This is a genomic window from Micromonospora sp. DH14 (assembly GCF_029809455.1).
Lineage (GTDB): Bacteria > Actinomycetota > Actinomycetes > Mycobacteriales > Micromonosporaceae > Micromonospora > Micromonospora parva.
On record NZ_JARVKT010000013.1, the window covers coordinates 147,229 to 167,339 of the forward strand.

20 protein-coding genes and 2 riboswitches are annotated in these 20,111 nt (G+C 71.3%); of the genes, 6 read left to right on the plus strand and 14 right to left on the minus strand.

Features of this window, described 5'->3' with window-relative positions; all coding sequences use genetic code 11:
* Position 1: 1 nt before the first annotated feature.
* The 5 genes from QCZ28_RS18935 to QCZ28_RS18955 all read right to left on the minus strand — a co-directional run bounded on the left by QCZ28_RS18935 (position 2) and on the right by QCZ28_RS18955 (position 4,147).
* Positions 2–598 carry a histidine phosphatase family protein gene (locus tag QCZ28_RS18935; protein ID WP_279517900.1) on the minus strand — a complete coding sequence of 199 codons (597 nt, stop codon included), beginning with the start codon at positions 596–598 and terminating at the stop codon, positions 2–4.
* Positions 595–1,365, minus strand: coding sequence for a CbtA family protein (locus QCZ28_RS18940; RefSeq protein WP_279517901.1), 771 nt, complete (start codon positions 1,363–1,365; stop codon positions 595–597). The genes QCZ28_RS18935 and QCZ28_RS18940 overlap by 4 nt, the downstream gene beginning before the upstream one ends.
* The gene (locus QCZ28_RS18945) at positions 1,356–1,559 is read right to left on the minus strand and encodes a CbtB domain-containing protein (RefSeq protein ID WP_030336294.1); all 204 of its coding nucleotides are present in this window, start codon (positions 1,557–1,559) and stop codon (positions 1,356–1,358) included. The genes QCZ28_RS18940 and QCZ28_RS18945 overlap by 10 nt, the downstream gene beginning before the upstream one ends.
* Positions 1,560–1,617: 58 nt before the next feature.
* Positions 1,618–1,691, minus strand: a riboswitch (cobalamin riboswitch).
* A 331-nt stretch (positions 1,692–2,022) separates the two neighbouring features.
* Complete coding sequence (locus QCZ28_RS18950) at positions 2,023–2,745, minus strand: FadR/GntR family transcriptional regulator (protein WP_279517902.1); 723 nt, start codon at positions 2,743–2,745, stop codon at positions 2,023–2,025.
* Positions 2,746–2,752: 7 nt separating this feature from the next.
* On the minus strand, positions 2,753–4,147 hold the full coding sequence (locus QCZ28_RS18955; protein ID WP_279517903.1) for an enolase C-terminal domain-like protein: 1,395 nt from the start codon (positions 4,145–4,147) through the stop codon (positions 2,753–2,755).
* A 287-nt stretch (positions 4,148–4,434) separates the two neighbouring features.
* A riboswitch (cobalamin riboswitch) is annotated at positions 4,435–4,652 on the plus strand.
* A gap of 192 nt (positions 4,653–4,844) precedes the next feature.
* On the opposite strand from QCZ28_RS18955, the gene QCZ28_RS18960 reads away from it, so the two are divergent.
* Positions 4,845–7,163, plus strand: coding sequence for a ribonucleoside-diphosphate reductase subunit alpha (locus tag QCZ28_RS18960; RefSeq protein ID WP_279517949.1), 2,319 nt, complete (start codon positions 4,845–4,847; stop codon positions 7,161–7,163).
* Between the two features lie 53 nt (positions 7,164–7,216).
* Complete coding sequence (locus QCZ28_RS18965) at positions 7,217–8,212, plus strand: ribonucleotide-diphosphate reductase subunit beta (protein ID WP_279517950.1); 996 nt, start codon at positions 7,217–7,219, stop codon at positions 8,210–8,212.
* On the opposite strand, the gene QCZ28_RS18970 is transcribed toward QCZ28_RS18965, so the two are convergent.
* Entirely contained in the window at positions 8,209–9,123 is a 915-nt protein-coding gene (locus QCZ28_RS18970; protein ID WP_279517904.1) for a MerR family transcriptional regulator, read from the minus strand. The genes QCZ28_RS18965 and QCZ28_RS18970 overlap by 4 nt on opposite strands.
* 118 nt (positions 9,124–9,241) lie before the next feature.
* On the opposite strand from QCZ28_RS18970, the gene eno reads away from it, so the two are divergent.
* Positions 9,242–10,507, plus strand: a complete 1,266-nt coding sequence (eno, locus tag QCZ28_RS18975) for a phosphopyruvate hydratase (protein ID WP_279517905.1) — start codon at positions 9,242–9,244, stop codon at positions 10,505–10,507.
* An 11-nt stretch (positions 10,508–10,518) separates the two neighbouring features.
* Here the strand turns inward: eno and QCZ28_RS18980 are convergent, their stop codons facing one another.
* From QCZ28_RS18980 to QCZ28_RS19000, 5 genes are all read right to left on the minus strand, one after another.
* On the minus strand, positions 10,519–10,872 hold the full coding sequence (locus QCZ28_RS18980; protein WP_279517906.1) for a TraR/DksA C4-type zinc finger protein: 354 nt from the start codon (positions 10,870–10,872) through the stop codon (positions 10,519–10,521).
* Positions 10,873–10,895: 23 nt separating this feature from the next.
* On the minus strand, positions 10,896–12,107 hold the full coding sequence (locus QCZ28_RS18985; protein WP_279517907.1) for a ferritin-like domain-containing protein: 1,212 nt from the start codon (positions 12,105–12,107) through the stop codon (positions 10,896–10,898).
* Positions 12,104–12,949 carry a PhnD/SsuA/transferrin family substrate-binding protein gene (locus QCZ28_RS18990; RefSeq protein WP_279517908.1) on the minus strand — a complete coding sequence of 282 codons (846 nt, stop codon included), beginning with the start codon at positions 12,947–12,949 and terminating at the stop codon, positions 12,104–12,106. Before QCZ28_RS18990 ends, QCZ28_RS18985 begins: the two co-directional genes overlap by 4 nt.
* Entirely contained in the window at positions 12,949–14,118 is a 1,170-nt protein-coding gene (locus QCZ28_RS18995; RefSeq protein WP_279517909.1) for an acyl-CoA/acyl-ACP dehydrogenase, read from the minus strand. Before QCZ28_RS18995 ends, QCZ28_RS18990 begins: the two co-directional genes overlap by 1 nt.
* A 77-nt stretch (positions 14,119–14,195) precedes the next feature.
* Positions 14,196–15,143 (minus strand): ion transporter, encoded by a 948-nt coding sequence (locus QCZ28_RS19000; protein ID WP_279517910.1) that lies wholly within the window; start codon positions 15,141–15,143, stop codon positions 14,196–14,198.
* Between the two features lie 181 nt (positions 15,144–15,324).
* On the opposite strand from QCZ28_RS19000, the gene QCZ28_RS19005 reads away from it, so the two are divergent.
* The gene (locus QCZ28_RS19005; RefSeq protein ID WP_279517911.1) at positions 15,325–16,017 is read left to right on the plus strand and encodes a helix-turn-helix domain containing protein; all 693 of its coding nucleotides are present in this window, start codon (positions 15,325–15,327) and stop codon (positions 16,015–16,017) included.
* Positions 16,018–16,022: 5 nt separating this feature from the next.
* Here QCZ28_RS19005 and QCZ28_RS19010 read toward each other — a convergent pair whose 3' ends face one another.
* Both QCZ28_RS19010 and QCZ28_RS19015 read right to left on the minus strand, forming a co-directional pair.
* Complete coding sequence (locus QCZ28_RS19010; protein WP_279517912.1) at positions 16,023–16,484, minus strand: GNAT family N-acetyltransferase; 462 nt, start codon at positions 16,482–16,484, stop codon at positions 16,023–16,025.
* A gap of 175 nt (positions 16,485–16,659) precedes the next feature.
* A complete protein-coding gene (locus tag QCZ28_RS19015; protein WP_279517913.1) occupies positions 16,660–17,517 on the minus strand; it encodes an SDR family oxidoreductase in 858 nt (285 codons plus the stop codon).
* An 89-nt stretch (positions 17,518–17,606) separates the two neighbouring features.
* On the opposite strand from QCZ28_RS19015, the gene QCZ28_RS19020 reads away from it, so the two are divergent.
* Positions 17,607–18,011 (plus strand): helix-turn-helix domain-containing protein, encoded by a 405-nt coding sequence (locus QCZ28_RS19020; protein ID WP_279517914.1) that lies wholly within the window; start codon positions 17,607–17,609, stop codon positions 18,009–18,011.
* Between the two features lie 3 nt (positions 18,012–18,014).
* Here QCZ28_RS19020 and QCZ28_RS19025 read toward each other — a convergent pair whose 3' ends face one another.
* Positions 18,015–18,977, minus strand: coding sequence for a helix-turn-helix transcriptional regulator (locus tag QCZ28_RS19025; RefSeq protein WP_279517915.1), 963 nt, complete (start codon positions 18,975–18,977; stop codon positions 18,015–18,017).
* 423 nt (positions 18,978–19,400) lie between these two features.
* Between QCZ28_RS19025 and QCZ28_RS19030 the strand changes: the two genes are divergently transcribed.
* Positions 19,401–20,063 (plus strand): hypothetical protein, encoded by a 663-nt coding sequence (locus QCZ28_RS19030; RefSeq protein ID WP_279517916.1) that lies wholly within the window; start codon positions 19,401–19,403, stop codon positions 20,061–20,063.
* Positions 20,064–20,111: the final 48 nt, after the last annotated feature.

Below are 20,111 nucleotides of genomic sequence, written 5' to 3' on the forward strand. Positions count from 1 at the left end.
CTCAGCCCGCTCGCGGCGTGGTCAGTCGTAGGTGCCAGCGGGTGCCCTGGCTGGTGAGCCGGACAATGGCCAACGGCTCCACGTCCACCTGCCGGTATGTCGCCAAAGGCAGGTCCAGGGCGTGCACGACCGCGACCCGGATCACCAGCGGGTGCGCGATGGCGGTGACCCGTCGGCCGGTGCCTCGTTGCCCGTCCAACCAGCGACCGACCCGATCCCGTAGAGCCGCGACGGACTCACCGCCGTGCGGCGCAGAGTCAGCGCTGGATAGCCACTCGTGCAGCGCCTGCGGCTGCTCGACGGCGATCTCCTCGATCGACCGCCCGGTCCAGTCACCGTGGTCACAGTCCGCCAACGCCGTTTCGATGCTGGGCAGCAGACCGAGTGTCTCGGCGGTCTGGATGGCCGCCGCCGTTGGACTGGACACGCAGGCACCGTCGACACCCGGGCGTCCACCTCGGTCCGGTCCAGCCTGGGCCTGGGCGAGAGCGGCCCGCAGGCCACCCTCATCCAGGCCGTCGTCCGATCCGCCGAAGCGGGCCCGGCGCAGCGCGGCGGTGTGACCGTGGGCGACCAGCCGAAGGCTGGTCGCCCTCACGTGCCCGGCAGCGCGGTGGCGGCCCGGCGACGCCGCTCGTGGTGCATCAGGGCCGCGAAGAGCAGGCCGATGCCGGTCCAGAGCACGACCTGGGTGCCGAGCGAGGCCAACCGGAAGTTCCACAGCAGGGTCGCGGGGAAGGTCGCCGGAACCTCCTCGAAGGACGGCATCACCACGTACGCCACTGCCGTGACCAGCAGGAATCCACCCACCGCCGCAGCGGCGCGCAACCACGGCGGGGCCTGCGCGCCGACCGAACGGTAGCCCAGCGAGCCGGCCCACACGGCCACCAGCCCGAGCACCACCATCAGCAGGTAGGTGACGGTGCGTTGGTTGATGGTGGCCGGGTCGCCGACCGCCGGTGGGTTCGCCGGGTACTTGAGGAACGGCACGATCACCACACCGAGCAGCGCCGCGCCGGCCAGCAGCAGACCCGACCGCCCGTCGTCCTCGGCGCGCCGCCGACGGGACAGCAGAACGTACGCCGTGGCCAGCAGGCCACCCATCGCGGCCCCGAACAGGCCGGTGGCCAGGAACAGACCGCCGCGCTGACCCGTCCGGCTGACCACGGCGTCGCCGTGATCGTGGGCACCCGCCGCGGGCTCGGCGTGCGTCGCGGCCTCCTCGATGGCGATGGCCGCCTCGACGTGTGGCTCGCCGGCCACGTACGCGAACCCCCCGGCGAGCAGGCCGGCGATCAGACCGGCGAGCAGCCCACGGACGAGGACGGCGAGGAACGGGGGAGTGGTGGTGGGGTTCAGTGGCACGGGACGCCCAGCAGGTGCCGGCCGTCGTGCATCAGCTCGTGCAGGTACGTCCCGCTGCGCGACACCGCTCCCTGGTCGAAGGCGACGAGGTAGGTCAGCAGGGCGAGCACGACAACGGTTGCCAGGGCCGTCCACAGCAGACGGGTACTGCCGGCGGGGTGCACCACCGGCTGGCTGGAAGCGGAGCTGGACATGATCACACGAACCTCCCCGGGGATGACGCGTCCCCATCGCAAGGCTGCGGACGACCGAGCGTCCTGGCTCGCGGCCCCCTGTCGGGGAACCGCTCACAGTGGCGCGACCGCGCCGGATTCACACCGGCTTCCCTCGCGTCGCCGCAGATAGTGGCTCGACGGTATCGGTGCGACCTCGGGCGGTCAACCCGGACCCCGGGCACTGACGACGTCCGCGCACAACGGTGTTTGTGGGTTCGAGAGATAGCGGCGGGCGGTGGGATTCGTCAGACCAAAAGACGACTGTGTCGGGAGCCGGCGGCGCCGCGCGTTCCGCCATCTATGAACAGAGTGTTACCGCTAACATGGTCAATCTGCCAGATCGGTGGTGTGTCTCCGGGTCGACCCGTGGGGTTCGATCAGTGGCTGGGGCGGGGCGTGGGGTGGACGCCCGGGCCGCCGCTCGACGTGCAGTCGTGCGCGGTCACGAGCGGGCCGTCTCGATGTTCGCGTCGGCGTCGTCGGGCGACCCTTGCAACGACTCCTCCACACCGATCAGGTGGTTGGCCATCCGGGTGCGGGCCCGCTCCGGGTCGCGCGCCACGAGGGCCTTCAGGATCGCCACATGTTCGTCGTGGGTCCGCAGGTCCGCGCCCTCCTCGTGCAGGCTGCGCCAGAGCCGGCCGCGGATGGTGCGCCCGGCGAAGGCCTCGATCAGGCCGACGAGCACCGGATTCTCGGCGTGCACGGCGATGATCCGGTGGAAGGCGATGTCGATCTCCATGATCCGCTCGTGGTCCTGCGGCGACTGGCCGACCAGCCGGGCCGCCTCGTCGAGCAGGTTTCCCGCCTGAGCCAACGCCTCGTCGGTGATCCTGGTGGCCGCCAACCGGGCGGCCTCGCACTCCAGCAGTCGCCGGACGGTGTGGATGTGCCGCGGGTCGCCCTGACCCTGGAAGTCGACCACGAAACCCATCGGGGCCAGCAGTTGCGGGGCGTCGAGGTTGGTGACGTAGGTGCCGTCGCCCTGGCGGATGTTGACGATGCCGAGGATCGACAGCGCGGACATCCCCTCGCGCAGCGAGCCCCGTGAGACGCCGAGCGACTCGGCGAGGTCCTTCTCGACGGGCAGCCGGTCACCGGGCCTGAACTGCCCTTCGAGGATCATCCGTTTGATGCCGTTGACCACTTCGTCTGTGCGAGACATGCTTCCCCTAGCGGCCGACGGGGGTGGCCTGTCCACCCGCGATCACGTACGCCTCCGGAGATGACACGGTAGTCGGGTCTGCCGCGGCCCAGTAGTGGCCGTCGGGAAACCGGTAGAGCGTGACCGACTCGGGACGCATCCGGGTGGAGTAGCCGGGCTGGCTGGGCAGGACGTAACCGCTTCCCGAGCCGGTGTCGCGGATGATGCACGGGTCGGTGAAGTGTTCGTGCAGGTGGTCGACGAACTCGGTGACCCGGTTGGTGAGATCCCCCGAGATCGCCACGTAGTCGAGCACCGAGACGTGTTGGACCATCTCGCACAGCCCGACCCCGCCGGCGTGGGGGCACACCGGGATGTCGAACTTCGCGGCGAGCAGCAGCACGGCGACGATCTCGTTGATGCTGGCCAACCTGCCGGTGTCGAGCTGGCAGAAGTCGATGGCCTCGGCCTGGAACAGCTGCTTGAACATCACCCGGTTGTGGCAGTGCTCGCCGGTGGCCACGCCGATCGGAGCGACGGCACGGCGGACGGCGGCGTGGCCGAGGATGTCGTCGGGGCTGGTCGGCTCCTCGATCCAGAGCGGCTTGAACCGGGCGAGGGCGGTGACCCACTCGATGGCCTGGCCGACATCCCACACCTGGTTGGCGTCGATCATCAGGTTGCGGTCCGGGCCGAGGATCTCCCGGGCGATCGCGCAGCGGCGGATGTCGTCGTCGAGGTTGGCGCCGACCTTGAGCTTGACGTAGCCGTAGCCGCTGTCCACCGCCTCCTGGCACAGCCGGCGCAGCTTGTCGTCGCCGTAGCCGAGCCAGCCCGCCGAGGTGGTGTAGGCGGGGTAGCCGGTCCGGTCGAGCTCGGCGAGGCGGGCGGCCTTCGTGCCTTCCTTGGCGCGCAGGATGGCCAACGCCTCGTCCCGGGTCAAAGCGTCGGAGAGGTAGCGCAGGTCCGCGATGTCGACGAGTTGCTCGGGGGACATGTCGACGAGCAGCCGCCACAGTGGCTTGTCGGCGACCCGGGCGGCCAGGTCCCACGACGCGTTCAGCACGGCCGCCAGCGACAGGTGGACGACGCCCTTCTCGGGGCCGAGCCAGCGCAGCTGCGAGTCGGAGGTCAGGAGGCGGTAGACGGCGCCCATGTCCGCCGCCATCGTCGCCACGTCCAGGCCCACGAGGCGCTGTGCCTGGTGGACCGCCGCCGCCGCGACGATGTCGTTGCCACGGCCGATGGTGAAGGTCAGCCCGTGCCCCGCGAGCGGCGCGCCCGCGCCGTCGACGCCGTCGGTGTGCAGCACGACGTAGGCCGCCGAGTAGTCGCCGTCCTTGTTCATGGCGTCTGACCCGTCAGCGGTCAGGGAGGTGGGGAAGCGGACGTCCTCGACGGTGACGGCAGTGATCTGCGGCATGCGCTCCTCGCCCGGCTAGGCTAAAGATCAGATGATAACTAGGAGTATACGGACGGCTCGTTGAGCGCGTCAACGTTGTCGATCACTACGGACACCCAGACATATGATGTTTGTGTCGGGTGTCGGTCCACTGACCATTGTCAACACCGGCGCGGAGAATCGTGCCCCCGGTGCCGGCGTCCTCCGGGGCGGCGTGCGCGGCCCGGGTGGTGACGGTGGTCACCGCGCTGGCCGCCGACACGCCCGAAACCGACATGTGGGGTGTGACAACGGCTGCGTCCCTATATATGGTGTCGAGCGCAGCTGGTTCGGCCGCTCATCCGGCGCGGTCGAGGCAACAGGGAACCCGGTGGAAATCCGGGACTGTCCCGCAGCGGTGAGTGGGAACGACCGCCGTCATCAGCACTGGGCCACCCATCGGCCTGGGAAGCGACGGCCACTAGGAGACCGGCGAGCCCGGTCGTGCCCGCGAGTCCGAAGACCTGCCAGCGCGCCGCGTACCCGCACCCGGGTGCGCGGCGGTCCGAGGCCGCGTGGGACGGCTGACGCCACCTGATCCCACGCCGCGCCGGCGTGGCGTCCGTCGGTGTCTGTCTCCTCGCGTCCGGGCCACCAGGTCTCGAACTCCGAGGAGCGAGTGGTGACAGTCACCCAGGTAGTCCCGGCCGCCGCCGACACGCCCGCGCGGCGGACGCCGATGCGGGTCCGCAAGCGCGACGGCGCTACCGAGCCCGTGGACGTGAACAAGATCGTCCGGGCGGTCGAGCGGTGGGCCGACGACCTGACCGACGTCGACCCGATGCGGGTGGCCACCCGCACCATCAGCGGCCTCTACGACGGCGCCACCACCGCCGAACTGGACCGGCTCTCCATCCAGACCGCGGCCGAGATGATCGGCGAGGAGCCGCAGTACTCCCGCCTCGCCGCGCGGCTGCTGGCCGGCTACGTCGACAAGGAGGTACGCCGGCAGGGCATCACCTCGTTCAGCGCGGCGATCCGGGTCGGCCACGCCGAGGGTCTGATCGGCGACGACACCGCCGCGTTCGTCGCCGCACACGCCACGACCCTCGATGCCGCCGTCGACCCGGACGGCGACCGCCGGTTCGAGTACTTCGGCCTGCGCACCGTGTACGACCGCTACCTGCTGCGCCACCCCACCAACCGACTGGTGCTGGAGACCCCGCAGTACTGGCTGCTGCGGGTGGCCTGCGGCCTGTCCCGGACGGCGGACGAGGCGGTCGGCTTCTACCGACTGATGTCCAGCCTGGCCTACCTGCCCAGCTCACCGACCTTGTTCAACTCCGGGACCCGGCACACCCAGATGTCCTCCTGCTACCTGGTCGACTCCCCGCTCGACGAGTTGGACTCGATCTACGCCCGGTACGCCCAGGTCGCCAACCTGTCCAAGTTCGCCGGTGGCATCGGCATCGCGTACTCCCGGGTCCGCTCCCGCGGCGCGCTGATCCGGGGCACCAACGGGCAGTCCAACGGGATCGTGCCGTGGCTGCGCACCCTGGACGCGAGCGTGGCGGCGGTCAACCAGGGTGGCCGGCGCAAGGGCGCCGCCTGCGTCTACCTGGAGCCGTGGCACCCGGACATCGAGGAGTTCCTGCACCTGCGGGACAACACCGGCGAGGACGCCCGGCGCACCCACAACCTGAACCTGGCCAACTGGATCCCGGACGAGTTCATGCGCCGGGTCGAGGCCGACGAGATGTGGTCGCTGTTCGACCCGCACGAGGTGCCCGATCTGCCCGACCTGTGGGGGGAGCGGTTCGACGCCGCGTACCGGGAGGCCGAGGCGCAGGGCCGGTACGTGCGGCAGGTCCCGGCGCGGGAGCTGTACGGCACGATGATGCGCACCCTGGCCCAGACCGGCAACGGCTGGATGACCTTCAAGGACGCGTCGAACCGGCTGTGCAACCAGACCGCCGAGCCGGGCAACGTGGTGCACCTGTCCAACCTCTGCACCGAGATCGTCGAGGTGTCCAGCGACGCCGAGACCGCCGTGTGCAACCTGGGCTCGGTGAACCTCGCCGCCCACCTCGCCGACGGCGGCATCGACTGGGAGCGGCTGCGCGCCACGGTGCGGACCGCGGTGACCTTCCTCGACCGGGTCATCGACATCAACTACTACCCGACCGCGCAGGCGGCGGCGAGCAACCCCCGCTGGCGGCCGGTCGGGCTCGGGCTGATGGGCCTGCAGGACGTCTTCTTCACCCTGCGGCTGCCGTTCGACTCGCCGGCCGCCCGGGAACTGTCCACCCGGATCAGCGAGGAGCTGTACCTGACCGCGCTGGAGACCTCCGCCGACCTGGCCCGCGACTTCGGCGCGCACCCGGCGTACCCGCAGACCCGGGCCGCGCGGGGCCAGCTCCAGCCCGACCTGTGGGGTGTCGAGGGTACCCAGACGGCCCGCTGGGACGCCCTGCGCGAGCGGGTCGAGGCGTACGGGCTGCGCAACTCGCTGCTGGTGGCGGTCGCGCCGACCGCCACCATCGCCTCGATCGCCGGGTGCTACGAGTGCATCGAGCCGCAGGTGTCCAACCTGTTCAAGCGCGAGACCCTGTCGGGGGAGTTCCTCCAGGTCAACACCGCTCTGGTTCGGGAGTTGAAGGCACGCGGTCTGTGGACCGAGCGGATCCGTTCGGCGATCAAGCGGGCCGAGGGGTCGGTGCAGGACATCGCCGAGCTGCCGGCCGGCGTACGGGAGCTGTTCCGCACCGCGTGGGAGCTGCCGCAGCGGGCGCTGATCGACCTGGCCGCCGCCCGCGCCCCGTTCATCGACCAGTCCCAGTCGCTGAACCTGTTCCTGGCCGCGCCGACCATCGGCAAGCTCTCCTCGATGTACCTCTACGCCTGGAAGGCCGGCCTGAAGACCACGTACTACCTGCGCTCGCGCCCCGCGACGCGGATCCAGCAGGCCACCGTCAGCGCCGTCGCCCCCGTCGTCGTCGACGCCGACGCGCTGGCCTGCTCACTGGAGAACCCCGAGTCGTGCGAGGCCTGCCAGTGAGCCCCGCCGACGCCACCACCACCGACGCCGCCACCGATACGAGGACCACGCACATGCTGCTCGACCCCGGGATGGACCTCACCCTGCGCCCGATGCGCTACCCGCACTTCTTCGACCGGTTCCGCGACGCCATCCGCAACACCTGGACCGTCGAGGAGGTCGACCTGCACGCCGACCTCGCCGACCTGGACAAGTTGTCGCCGGCCGAACGGCACCTGGTCAGCCGCCTGGTGGCGTTCTTCGCCACCGGCGACACGATCGTCGCCAACAACCTGGTGCTCAACCTCTACCAGCACGTCAACAGCCCCGAGGGCCGCCTCTACCTGTCCCGGCAGCTGTTCGAGGAGGCGGTGCACGTCCAGTTCTATCTGAACCTGCTCGACACGTACGTGCCCGACGAGACCGAACGCTTCGAGGCCTTCGCGGCGATCGAGAACATCCCCTCGATCCGGCGCAAGGCCGAGTTCTGCTTCCGCTGGATCGACTCCCTGGGCGACCTGCGGGAGTTGCGGACCCGCGACGACCGGCGGACGTTCCTGCTGAACCTGATCTGCTTCGCCGCCTGCATCGAGGGGTTGTTCTTCTACGGCGCGTTCGCCTACGTCTACTTCCTGCGCTCCCGCGGCCTGTTGCACGGCCTCGCCTCCGGCACCAACTGGGTGTTCCGCGACGAGTCCATGCACATGGCGTTCGCGTTCGACGTCGTCGACACCGTCCGCGCCGAGGAGCCGGACCTCTTCGACGACGACCTCGCCGACCAGGTCCGGCAGATGCTCACCGAGGCCGTCGAGTGTGAGGTGCAGTTCGCCGAGGACCTGCTGGGTCACGGCGTGCCCGGTCTGACCCTGGCCGACATGCGGGAGTATCTCCAGCACGTCGCCGACCGCCGCCTCGCCCAGCTCGGCATCCCGGCGCACTACGGGTCGAGCAATCCGTTCGGTTTCATGGAGTTGCAGGACGTGCAGGAGCTGTCCAACTTCTTCGAGCGGCGGGTGTCGGCGTACCAGGTCGGGGTGAGCGGCACCGTCGCCTTCGACGACGAGTTCTAGGCGGCGACCGATCCGGGGGCCTGGCGTCGCTTGGTGAGCCACCGCATCACGTGCAGGGGGTGCGACGCCGGGTCCTGGATCGGGTGGAAGACGTGTTCGACCACGCCGTCGGCGATGATCAACGTCAGCCGCTCGTAGAGCGTCATGTCGCCGGCGGTACGGGTCGGCAGACGCAGCGCGGCGGCCAGGGTCAGCCTCGGGTCGGGGATCAGCGGGTACGGCAGCCGCAGCCGGTGCGCGAGTTCACGCTGGTAGCCGGTCGACTGCGCGGACAGCCCGTACACCCGGGCGGCGCCGGCGGCGCGCAGCTCCGCGTGGTGGTCGCGGAACCAGGCGGCCTGCTCGGTGCTGCCCCGGGCGCCGTGGATCTCCAGCAGCCCATTGGGCAGGTCGACGCCCGGCCGCCCGGTCAGCGGGTAGACGAAGATGACGGTGCGCCCGGCGCCGAGCGCGCCGAGGTCGACCGGGCGGCCGTCGGTGCCGTAGAAGGACAGCGGTGGCACTGTGGCGCCGACCAGCCCGGTGGGGTCGGCGCCCTCCACCTGACTGCCGGGTACGACCTGGGTCGCGGCGGCGTCGAGGCGCGCGTCCAACGCGTCCCGCTGGGCGGTCAACCTGCCGATCCGTTCCTGCAGGTTGGTGATGGTGCTGCGGTACGTGGCCACCGCCGCAGCGCACACGTCGGTGTCGTCGGCACCACCGGCGATCGACTCGACGAACGGTCGGGTCTCCTCGACGGTCAGGCCGAGCGCCATCAGCTCGCGGATCTGGGCCACCAGCCGCACCGCGATCGGGTCGTACTCCCGGTAGCCGTTGCTCAACCGCCGGGGCACGACCAGCCCGGCCGACTCGTAGTACCGCAGTGCCCGGACCGTGGTTCCGGTCCGTCGTGCCAACTCACCCACCCGCATCCCGCGACCCTAAACCCGCACCCCGGGGTACGGGTCAACGTGTCCATCGTCGCGGTGTCAGGGCCGCCGTTTCCTGCCAGTCTGGCGGTGAAACAGCAGCTTGAGCAGGGAGTGTGCGATGACGGCAATCAGTCGGGTGCGGGGTCGGCAGATCCTCGACAGCAGGGGCAACCCGACGGTGGAGGCCGACGTGGTCCTCGCCGACGGGTCGACCGGACGGGCCGCCGTGCCGTCCGGCGCGTCGACGGGGGCCAACGAGGCGGTCGAGCGGCGCGACGGGGACCTGACGCGTTTTCACGGCAAGGGGGTCAGCGCGGCCGTCGCCGCGGTGAACGGGGAGATCGCCGACGCGGTGCGCGGGCTCGACGCGGAGGACCAGGCCCTGATCGACGAGACGATGATCGACCTCGACGGTTCCAAGGACAAGGGCCGACTGGGCGCCAACGCGATCCTGGCGGTGTCCCTGGCGACCGCGAAGGCGGCGGCGTCGGCCCACCGGCAGCCGCTCTACCGCTACGTCGGTGGCGTCGGCGCCCGCCTGCTGCCGGTGCCGATGATGAACATCATCAACGGTGGCGCGCACGCCGACAATCCGCTCGACTTCCAGGAGTTCATGATCGCCCCGGTCGGCGCGCGGACCTTCGCCGAGGCGGTCCGGATGGGCTCGGAGGTCTTCCACACCCTCAGGGCGTCCCTGGCCGCGGCCGGGCACAACACCAACGTCGGTGACGAGGGTGGCTTCGCCCCGAACGTCACGGACGCCGACGAGGCACTGCGGTTCGTGCTGCGCGCCATCGAGGACACCGGTTACCAGCCCGGTTCCGACGTGCTGATCTGCCTCGACCCGGCCAGTTCGGAGTTCTTCCGCGACGGCGTCTACGACTACGTCGGCGAGGGACGTCAGCGCACCGTCGACGAGCACATCGACTACCTGCTGGACCTGCTCTCCCGCTACCCGATCAGCTCGATCGAGGACCCGATGGCCGAGGACGACATCGCCGGCTGGCAGCGGCTGACGGCGGCGGCGGGGGAGCGCGTGCAGTTGGTCGGCGACGACGTGTTCTGCACCGACGTCGACCGGCTGCGTGACGGGATCGACGGCGGTTACGCCAACGCGATCCTGGTCAAGGTCAACCAGATCGGCACGCTCACCGAGACCCTGGCGACGGTGGACGCCGCCCACAAGGCCGGGTACCGGGTGGTGATGTCGCACCGCTCCGGCGAGACCGAGGACACCACCATCGCCGACCTGGCCGTCGGCGTCGGCTGCGGGCAGATCAAGACGGGTTCCCTGTCGCGCTCGGACCGCACTGCCAAGTACAACCAGCTCATCCGCATCGAGGAGGAGCTCGGCGACCGTGCCCGCTACGCCGGCGGCCGGTGACGGCGGTGCGGCTACCGTCGATCGGCGCACGCCACACAGGTACGCGCTGATGGGCGGGCGACGAGACGTTCGGCGGGAATGGGACGCAGACACCGTTCGCACACGCCGTAGCTGCCGTCGTCCACCCGCCGCAGCGCGACGTCCAACTCCGTCAGGCGTCGGCGGGTGGCGTCCAGGACGGCGATGAGCTGCGCGCGTTCGAAGGCGATAGTGCTGCCCTCGGGGTCGTGTTCGTCGTCGGCGTTGGACGACCGGGACGCCTCGAAGAGGCCCCGCAGGTCGCCCTCCAGGGCGGTGGCCTGAGCCTCGGTCTGCGCGCGCAGCCGCAGTAGCGCCTCGCGGACCGCGCCGGATTCGCTGGTCATCGTCGCTCCACCGTACTGCGCGCCTACATGAAGTTGCGGGTGTGCAGGGCGGAGAGCGCCGCCGCCTCGTCGGGCCGGAAACCCAGCCGGACGAGGCGGCGCTGGCGGCCCTGGTCCATGGCGTGTTGCAGAGCTTGCACCCGGTCGAAGCCGGCGGACACGTCGTCCGGATGCCACCCACCCGCCGCGAGCACCACCAGCGCGTCGAAGACGTCCGCGTTGAGCCCCGCGGTGTCGACCAGCGCGTCGTGGCGACGGTGGATGGCCGCGCGCAGCCGGTCGCGCAGCAGCGGATCGAGGTGCGCCTGATGTTCCAGGTGCGCCATGCCGAACACGACGTGCCGCCGTTCGTCCTGCATGGCGAGCCAGCAGATCCGACGCGTCACCGGGTCCGGGGCGTTCTCGTGCAGGAACGCGAGCAGATCGACGAAGCTGCCCTCGCCGAGCACGGAGAGCAGGAACGACGCCAACGCGAAGTCCGACTCCGCGACCAGCGTGAACAGCGACTGCCGGCCGCCGGCCGACGAGGTGCCCAACTCGGCGCCCCGCAGCAGCGCCCGCCGGCTGAAGACCTCCATGTGCCGGGCCTCGTCGGCCATCTGCACGGCGAGCAGCTGCACCACCTCCCGAAAGTGCGGGTGGATGCGCCCCACGAACCGGGCCGGCACGACGAGGGCGGCCTGCTCGTTCTCGACCAGGTAGGTCATCACCTGCACCACAGCGGCTTCGACGTCGGTCGGCAGCGCGAACGGGTCGTCCCACGGCACCGCGGTCTGCGGGTCCCACTGTCGGGCGGCGGCCTGCGCGTACAGCTGCGGGGCGATGTCGGCCCAGACCAGGTCGCGGTCGTCCAGGTCGAACCGGGCCTGCGGGCCTCCGGCTTCGAGGAGCGCGCCCCGGGCGCCGAGCCCCCACCGGGCCGGCGGACGGCTGCTGAGCACCGTCGGCAGGGCCGGCCCGGCCCGCTCGGCGCCGGACCAGCGGTCGTCGTCCGCCGACCCCCGGACCACCACCGCCACCAGATCGCTGCGGTCACCCCGATCCGGCCATTCGACCCGGTGGCCCCGAGCACGACACCAGGCGGGCAGGTGTACGCGCAACGCCGGGTCGCGGCCGGCGACCGCCAACCGGCCGCCGGGTGGCAGCCCACCCAGCGCGCGTTGCACGAGCAGGTGCGCACCCCGGGCGAAACCCAGGTCGCCGAGGTCGACCTCGGCGACGGGCGCCGCGCTCACGGCCGGTAGTCCGGGGCCGTCACCCGCCCGTCGGGGGAGTAGAAGCCGCCGGCGTCGACCGCCTCGGCCAGGGCTGCGTACCCCGTGGCGCGGCCGTCGCGCCAGGCCGTCAGCCCCTCCAGGTCGAGCAGCGGACGCACCTGCGGATCGGCGTACGACATGCCGAGCAGCAGCGCGCCGAAGAGCCGGACCCCGTCGGACTCCGGCGTGCGGACCGTCATGTTGCAGTGGTCGTAGGGGGCGGTCTGCGCCACGATCCGGGTGCCGTCGGGCGGTAACGTGCCCTCCTGGACGAACCCCAGATGGTTGGCGTCGATCATGCAGGCGGCGTCGACCTCCCCGGCCACCAGGGCGCGGGCCGCGTCGCGCTCACCGCCGATGTGGTCGCCGTGCAGGCCGACACCCACGTCGAAGCGACGGACGTCGACAGTCACCCCGGCCGCCGCGAGGTGGCCGAGCGGAATCAGCGTCGCCTGCGGACTGTCCAGCGCGCCGACGGCGACCACCCGCCCGGCGAGGTCGGCGATCTGGCGCACCGGCGACTCCGCACGGACCACCACGACCGAGGTGAGGTCCTGGTCGGTGTCGCGCATGGTGAGCGCGCGTACGCTCGTGCCGTTGGCGGCCGCCAGCCGCTCGGCGCGCAGCCAGGCCAGGGGAGAGTTCCAGGCCGCGTCGATCCGCCCGGCGACGAGGTCCTCGACCTGTCGCTCGTAGTGGGAGTAGAGGACGAAGTCGAAGTTCAGGCCCCGACCGCGCAGCCAGGCGCGGAAGCCCTCCCAGATGGTCACCACCTTCGGGTCGTACGCGACAGCGCCCATCAGAACGCCGGGCGCGGGCATCAGCGGTTCGCCTCGTCGAGCAGTGGCAGCCCGGTGGCGACCCGGCCGACGAAGTCGTGCAGCGCGTCGGTGGTGGGTGCCATCACCCGGGCCGCGCGGGCGTCCCGGAAACGGCGCTCAAGGCCCAACTCCTTGCGGAAGGCGCTGCCGCCGCAGAGTTGCATGGCACCGTCGGTCACGTCGGCGACGGTTTCGCCAGCGAGCGCCTTGACCTGGAGCACCCGCAGCATCGCGTCGTCCCGGCCGGTCTCCAGCGCGGTGAGCGTGTCGCCCAGGAAGGCGCGCAGCGCGTCGGTGCGGATCATCAGGCGTGCGAGGTCGCGTCGGGTGACGGGCGCGTCGCGCAGGGCCGCTCCGGTGTGCGCGAGCGTGGTGCGGGTGAGGTGGCGGCCGGCCTCGGCGACCGCGCTGGCCGCCAGACCGAGGCAGAACGCGGCGTTGAGCACCAGGAACCAGGGCAGGACCGCGCCGAGCGCGGTGTCGAGCCCGGCCCCGTCGGCCGCCATCCGTGCCGTCGACGCGACCCGGAGCCCGTCGGCGGTCATCGGCCGGGAACCGTTGCCGCGCAGGCCCAGCCCGTCGAAGTCTCCGGTCACGCTCAGGCCGGCGCTGTCGGCGGGTACGAGCCACAGCGTCATCGGGCCGGCACCGGGGGCCAGCGGAAGGCTCGACCACACGTAGCTGTTGGCCTCACCGGCCGAGGTGACCCAGCTCTTGCGGGCGTCGAGGCGGACCGTCTCGTCGGCGGCGGCTGTCGCGGTGCCGGTCGGCGACCAGAAGTGGCTGCGCGAGCCGTACTCGGAGAAGGCCAGCGTGGTGAGGTGGTCGCCTGCGGCGATGGCGGCGCGGACGTCGCGTGGGCCGTGGGCCTCGATGACGGCGGTCGCCGCGTAGTGCATCAGCACCACCATCGCGGTGGACCCGCACTCGGCGGCGAGGCGCTCGATGACCTCGGCGACCGCCCGCATGCCGTGGCCGCCGCCACCGATCTCGGTCGAGGACGCCAGGCCGAGCAGGCCGGCCGCGGCGAGGGCGTCGACACCGGGGCGGGGGAAGGCGCCGTCCCGGTCGACGATCGGCGCCTGCGGGCGGATCACGTCGTCGATCACCGGGCCGAGCGCGTCAGTGGGATGGGTGGCGGTCTGGGCGGTGTCCACACTCGTCGTCATGCCGGTACCCCTCTTCGGAGGCCGATGGGACCGCCGTCGACACTATCCGAACGCGAACACGCAGCGCGAGCGTCGAATCACCGTCCGGTGCGGGCGTTGTCCCGGTGCGGTCGGCTGTGCCCGTCGTCCCGGTCGATGCGCAGCTCACGTTCCAATTCGGTGATGACCGCCCGCAGGTCGTCCAGCCGTTGGGTGAGCGCGATCCGGTCCACCTCGTCCGGTACGCCGTCGCCGTCCTCGTCGTAGCCGGGAGCCAGTCGCTCGGTCATCTCCAACCGGCGGGCCTCCTCCATCGAGTTGACGATGACCGCGATGAGGATGTTGAGCAGCAGGTTGACGGTGATGACCACGTAGCTGACGTAGTAGAGCAGCGTCCACGGCGAGATCGCCATGCCCTGCTCGATGAGGTCCGGCAGCGTCTCCAGCGACAGCAGCACGAACAACGTCAGCAGCGACCGGCCGATGTCGCCGTACTCCTTCGGGTACGTGTTGCCGAAGATCAGCCAGCCGGCCATGCCGTACACGTAGAGCGTCACCACGGCCAGGGCGAGGAACCCGGTGACACCCGGCAGGCTGCGCCACAGCGCGGAGACGATGGTCCGCAGGCCCGGCGAGAACCGCACCAGGCGGACCATGCGGGCGACCCGCACGACCCGCAGCAGCGCCGGGTCGCCGTGCAGGCCCGGGATGAAGATCGCGGCGATCACCACGAAGTCGAAGACGTTCCAGCCGTGCCGGAAGAAGTCCTGTGGGCGCTTGCCGTACGCCGCCAACCGGATGGCGATCTCGACGACGAAGACGGCCCGGAAGAACACCTCCAGCCAGTGCAGCGCGGTGCCCGCCGGGCTCAGGTTGTCGTAGGTCTCCAGGCCGAGAACGATGCCGTTGGCGAGGATGACCACGACGATGGCGATCTCGAAGGGGCGGGACCGGGCCAGTCGGTCGCAACGGTCGGCCCAACCCGGCTGGTGCCGCTGTGGAGTGGCCGGCCCACCCCGTGGGGCGGGCACGGGTGCGTCGCTCACCAGGTGGCCGGCTCGATCGGGCGCGCCGAGCAGGTGACCCACCTCCGGCCGTCGTCGTCGCGGTGCCGATGGTGTGCGGACATGCCCACCAGCCTAGCCAAGATCAATGACAGTGGTCGACCACGCCGCCTCGCGGCGACGACCCGACCGGCGAACGGCGGTTGCCGTTTAGTGTGGATCGGTGAGTGACGTACCGCCGCGCGTCGGCGACGGCGACCGGCAGCCGATCTGGAGCAGGCCCGAACGGGGCAGCCGTGGCCCCGCCCCGGCGCGCAGCCGGGACAGCATCGTCGCCGCCGCCATCGCGCTGGCCGACACCGAGGGGCTGGCCGCGGTGTCGATGCGCGCCGTGGCCGCCGCGCTCGGCACCGGCGCCGGCTCCCTCTACCGCTACCTGTCGTCCCGCGACGACCTGCTGGACCTGATGACCGACCGGGCCGTGCGGGACCTGCGCCCGTACCCGCGGGTGGAGGGCGACTGGTTGGCGACGATGGTGCTGTTGGGCCGCCGGCAGTTGGCGCTGTTCGGCGCCCACCCGTGGTTGCTCGACGTGTTCCACCGGCCGTCCGGCATCGGCCCGGAGACCCTGGCCTGGTTCGACAACTGCATCGACGTCCTGGAACCCGTGCGCTGCCCGGTGGCCGCCAAGTTCGAGGCCATCGCGATGATGACCGGCGTGGCCAGCCTCTTCGCCCGTCAGGAGTCCGCCGCCGGGGCGTTCAGCTTCGCCGGGGTGGACCTCACGGCGTACCCGCACCTGGTCGCGGCGTTCGGTCAGCCCTCCGGGCCGACGCCCCGCGCGGACCTCGTCGAGCGGACCCTACGCGGTCTGCTGACTGGCCTGCTGCTCACCGAGCCGACCGAGGCGGGCTGACCGGGTCACGAAGCGGTGGTGAGGTACCGGCGGTAGCCGAGGGCGGACTGCGTGAAACCGACTGACGCGTAGAACTCGTGGGCGTCGGTGCGCGCGGCGTTCGACACCAGCTGGACCTTGTAGCAGCCGGCCGCCGTCGCGTCGTCGAGGGCCGCCAGCACCAGGGCCCGGGCGACGCCGCGACGGCGCCATCCGGGCGCGACCACCACGTTCTCCACCACCATGTACGGTCGCGCGCCGTGGGTGAGGTTGGGGGCGACCAGGGTGTCCAGGGTCCCCACGAAGGTGTCCCCGGCGACGGCCAGCAGGAGGCGGCGACCAGCCTGCGCGTGCAGGTCGCGCCAGGCGCTGGCCAGCCGGGAGGAGTCCGGCCGCGCGTCGCCGGGAGCGAGCTGCCACAGCACGTCGAAGACCCGCTCGGGGTCGTCCTGCTCGACGGCGGCGCGGACGACGACGTCGCCGCTCACCGGACCGACCCCCAACGGTCCGGGTTGGACCGCGCGGGGTCCCGACGTGGCGGCCCGGCGTGCCGGCGGAACCGGTCATTGACGTGCCTGAGCATGCCGCCGAGGATACGTGCCCGGCCGCACCAGGTGGCGGCCGGCGGGGATCTGCCCCGCCGGCCGCTTCGCTGGTGACCGGTCAGGCCCGGGGGGCCCGGATGGCGTCGCGCAGCGGGGTGCTCGGCCGGCCGAGCAGCCGACTGAGGTCGTCGCTGTCGGTCGCCAGCTCGCCGTCGGCGATCGACTGGTCGAGCGCGGCGACGAAGCCGGCGGTGCCGGCGTCCAGGCCGACGTTCTGCAGGGCCGAGGCCAGTTCGGCGGCCGACATGTCCTGGTGGACGACTGTGGTGCCGGTGACCTCGGTGACGGCCTCGGCCAGCTCGTCGAAGGTGAACGCGGTGCCGCCCAGTTCGTGGACGGCGTTGCCGTCCTCGTCGCTGGTCAACGCCGCCACCGCGGCCCCTGCGTAGTCGGCCCGGGTCGCCGCGGAGATCGTGCTGCCGCCGGTGGCGCCGAGGATGGTGCCGGACCCCAGGTACTGCGGCAGCTGGTCGGTGTAGTTCTCGGTGTACCAGCCGTTGCGCAGCACTGTGTAGCTCAGTCCGGACGCGGCGAGGACCTCCTCGGTGGCCTTGTGCTCCGGGGCGAGCGGGTTCGCCGTGGTGTCGGCCTTCAGGATGCTGGTGTAGACGAGACGCTCGACCCCGGCGAGCTTGGCGGCGTCGATGACAGCGGTGTGCTGTGCGACGCGCTGACCGGGGGTGTCGCCGGAGATGAGCAGCAGTCGGCGTACGCCGGCCACGGCGCCGGGCAGCGTCGACGGGTCGTCGTAGTTGGCCTTGCGGATCTCGACCCCGCGTGCGGCCAGATCGGCGGCCTTCTCCGGACTGCGGACGATGGCGGCGATCTCGACGGCGGGTACGCCGTTGTCGAGCAGTTGCTCGATCACCAGCCGGCCCAGTCGGCCGGTGGCGCCGGTGACGGCGTAGGTGGGCATGGGAACCTCCGAAGGGGTGATGACGAATCAGCAGGCACTTACGAATCTACAGCACTAACCAAGAATGGGGCATGAGATAGGCTGGTGAGGTGAGCGACAGGCCGGCCCAGGATCCGGCGGGGCCTACCCAGGAATTCGTCAGCGATGTCTTCGCGCGGGGTTGCACCTCCCGTGCCGCCTTCGAGGACGTCACCTCGAAGTGGGCCTCGCTGGTGCTGTTGGCGCTCGGCGAGGGTCGCTACCGGTTCAACGCGCTGCGGCGTCGCATCGACGGGGTCAGCGAGCGAATGCTCTCCCAGACCCTGCAGACCCTCGAACGCGACGGAATGCTCACCCGCGAGGTGCTCACCGCGATCCCACCGCGCGTCGAATACTCGTTGACCCCCCTCGGCGCCCGGGTCGCCGAGCAGCTGCGGGGTCTCGCCGATCTGCTGGAGGCGTCGGTGCCCGAGTTGCAGACCGCCCGCGACAGAAACGAGCGCGACCGAGGCTGACTCTCAGGTATTCAGCGTCTCGCGCGGCGGCACGCCGTAGCTGGCGTGGTACCGCGCGGTGAACCTGCTGTGGCTGGCGAACCCCCACCGGCTGGCGATCGCCGAGACCGTCTCCTGGCGTGGGTCGGCGCGGACCAGGTCGTGGTGTGCCCGAGCGAGCCGGAGCCGACGCAGGTAGGCCATGGGGGTGGTGCCGAGGTGACGGCGGAAGGCGAGTTGCACCGCCCGCAGCGAGACGCCGGCCGCGCCGGCGATGTCGGCCGCGCTGATGTCACGATCGGCGTGCTCCTCCAGAAACGCGATCGACCGCCGCAACGTGGCGGTGGTGGCGTCGTTCCGGTCCGCGGCGGTCGGTTCGGTGAACGCCGTGTTCGGGAAGACCGCGAGCGCCGCCGCGGCCAGCATCCGGGCGGCGTTGCCGATCACCAGCGATTGCGCCCCGTCGGTCGGGCTGTTCAACACGACGTCGCGGACGAAGCTCGTGGTGTTGCGCCACTGCCGGGCGAGGGCCGGACCGGCGGCACCCAGTTCGGTGAACTCGATCCGACCGGGCCGGCGGGCCGGCGCGGTGGTGGCCACCTGCGCCAGCACCGACAGATCCAGTACGCACAGCTCCACCTCACCGGGGTGCCACTGGACGGTGCACGGCTCGTCCGGCCTGGTGACGAGGAAGACCTCGCCGGGGCCGAACCGGTGGGCCGATCCGGCGCAGGCCCGGTCGACGCGCGCGCTGCGGGAGCGACCGATGACCAGCCCGCCGAGGGTGCTGGCATCGATCTCCAGGTGCCCGGTCTGGCTGGTGCTCGCGAGGGCGAACGGACCGGTGTCGACGCGGCGGTGGGTGAGCCGATATCCGTTCCTGCTGTGAATGCGCAGCTTCGGGTCGTACGTGGCGGAGAGGAATTCCTGGATGGCCGCCGGGTCACGACTGTCGAACTGGCGGGTCTGCACTGGCGATGACGTCATCCGCTGTCTCCGTCCGGTGGAGGTGCCGCCGGGTCGTGGAACGGGTGCCGACGGCAGGATCGGGACGTGCCGGGGTGCGCGGCGGTGACCCGGCACGTCGGTGGCCGGCGGTGCGGTGAGGTGGAACGTCGCGAGCGGGACGGCGGCGACCGGTCGAGGGCGTCGGATCTGGTCTGACCTCCCGTAACGCAGAGGCGCAATATCTGTAGATGGGAATGTCACCATACGGCAATCACCGACGTGCCGTCCTGCGAATCACTGTGCGGTGTCGGCAGCTCGACTTCGTTTTCCGGCTAACCCGCCTAATGGTTCTACGCCTGCTGTCCTAGCCACCCTCACCGAGGACAGCGAAATCTTGTTCATGATTCGTTCCGGGGGCGACCGGATCACCGCCGGGAAACCGGCCATCAAAGGGGGGAAGCGTTGGACAGTACTGATCCTGACCGCATCGTTCGGGTCGCCGTCGGCGAGGCGCTGGCCCGGGTGGCAGACGAGGACAGTCTGGGTCTGGGCGAGAGCGACGCGCTGGAAAGGCTCGGAGCCGGGCTGCGCGAGGTGCTGCGCCGCGCCATCGACGACCGGGTGCCACTGAGCACGCCGGACTTCGTCGACCTCTGCCGTGACCTCGGTCTGCACCGGGACGCCTTCGACCTGCTCGGGCACTACCTGATGACCGCCCTGCTGACCCAGCACGTCGGACCGGATGCCCTGATCCGCGTCGGGGTGCTCCTCGGCACCGTCGGACGGTACCTTCCCGGCGCCCGTCCGGCGCCCCACCGCAACGAGGGCCCCGCCACCCGGCGACACGACGTGCGCTCGGACAACAGCGTCGTCGGCCGGTACCGCCGCGCCAAACTGCCGGAACACCTGCCCAACCCGCCAGGTTGGACCTGCACCGGCTGCGGCCGCGAGTGGCCCTGCGCCACCAAGCAGAGTCAACTGCTGGCCGAGTTCGGCGGCGCGCGCGCCTCCCTCGCGGTCTACCTCGGCTCCTGCCTCGTCGCCGCCGCCGAGGACCTGCCCACGCTGCCGCTGCCTCGGGTCCGGCACCGGTTCCTCGGCTGGTTGCCGCGCGCCCGGATCTGACCGGCTCGCTGCCACCCGCCCGGCTCCCCACCGGTCGGAGCAGGGTGT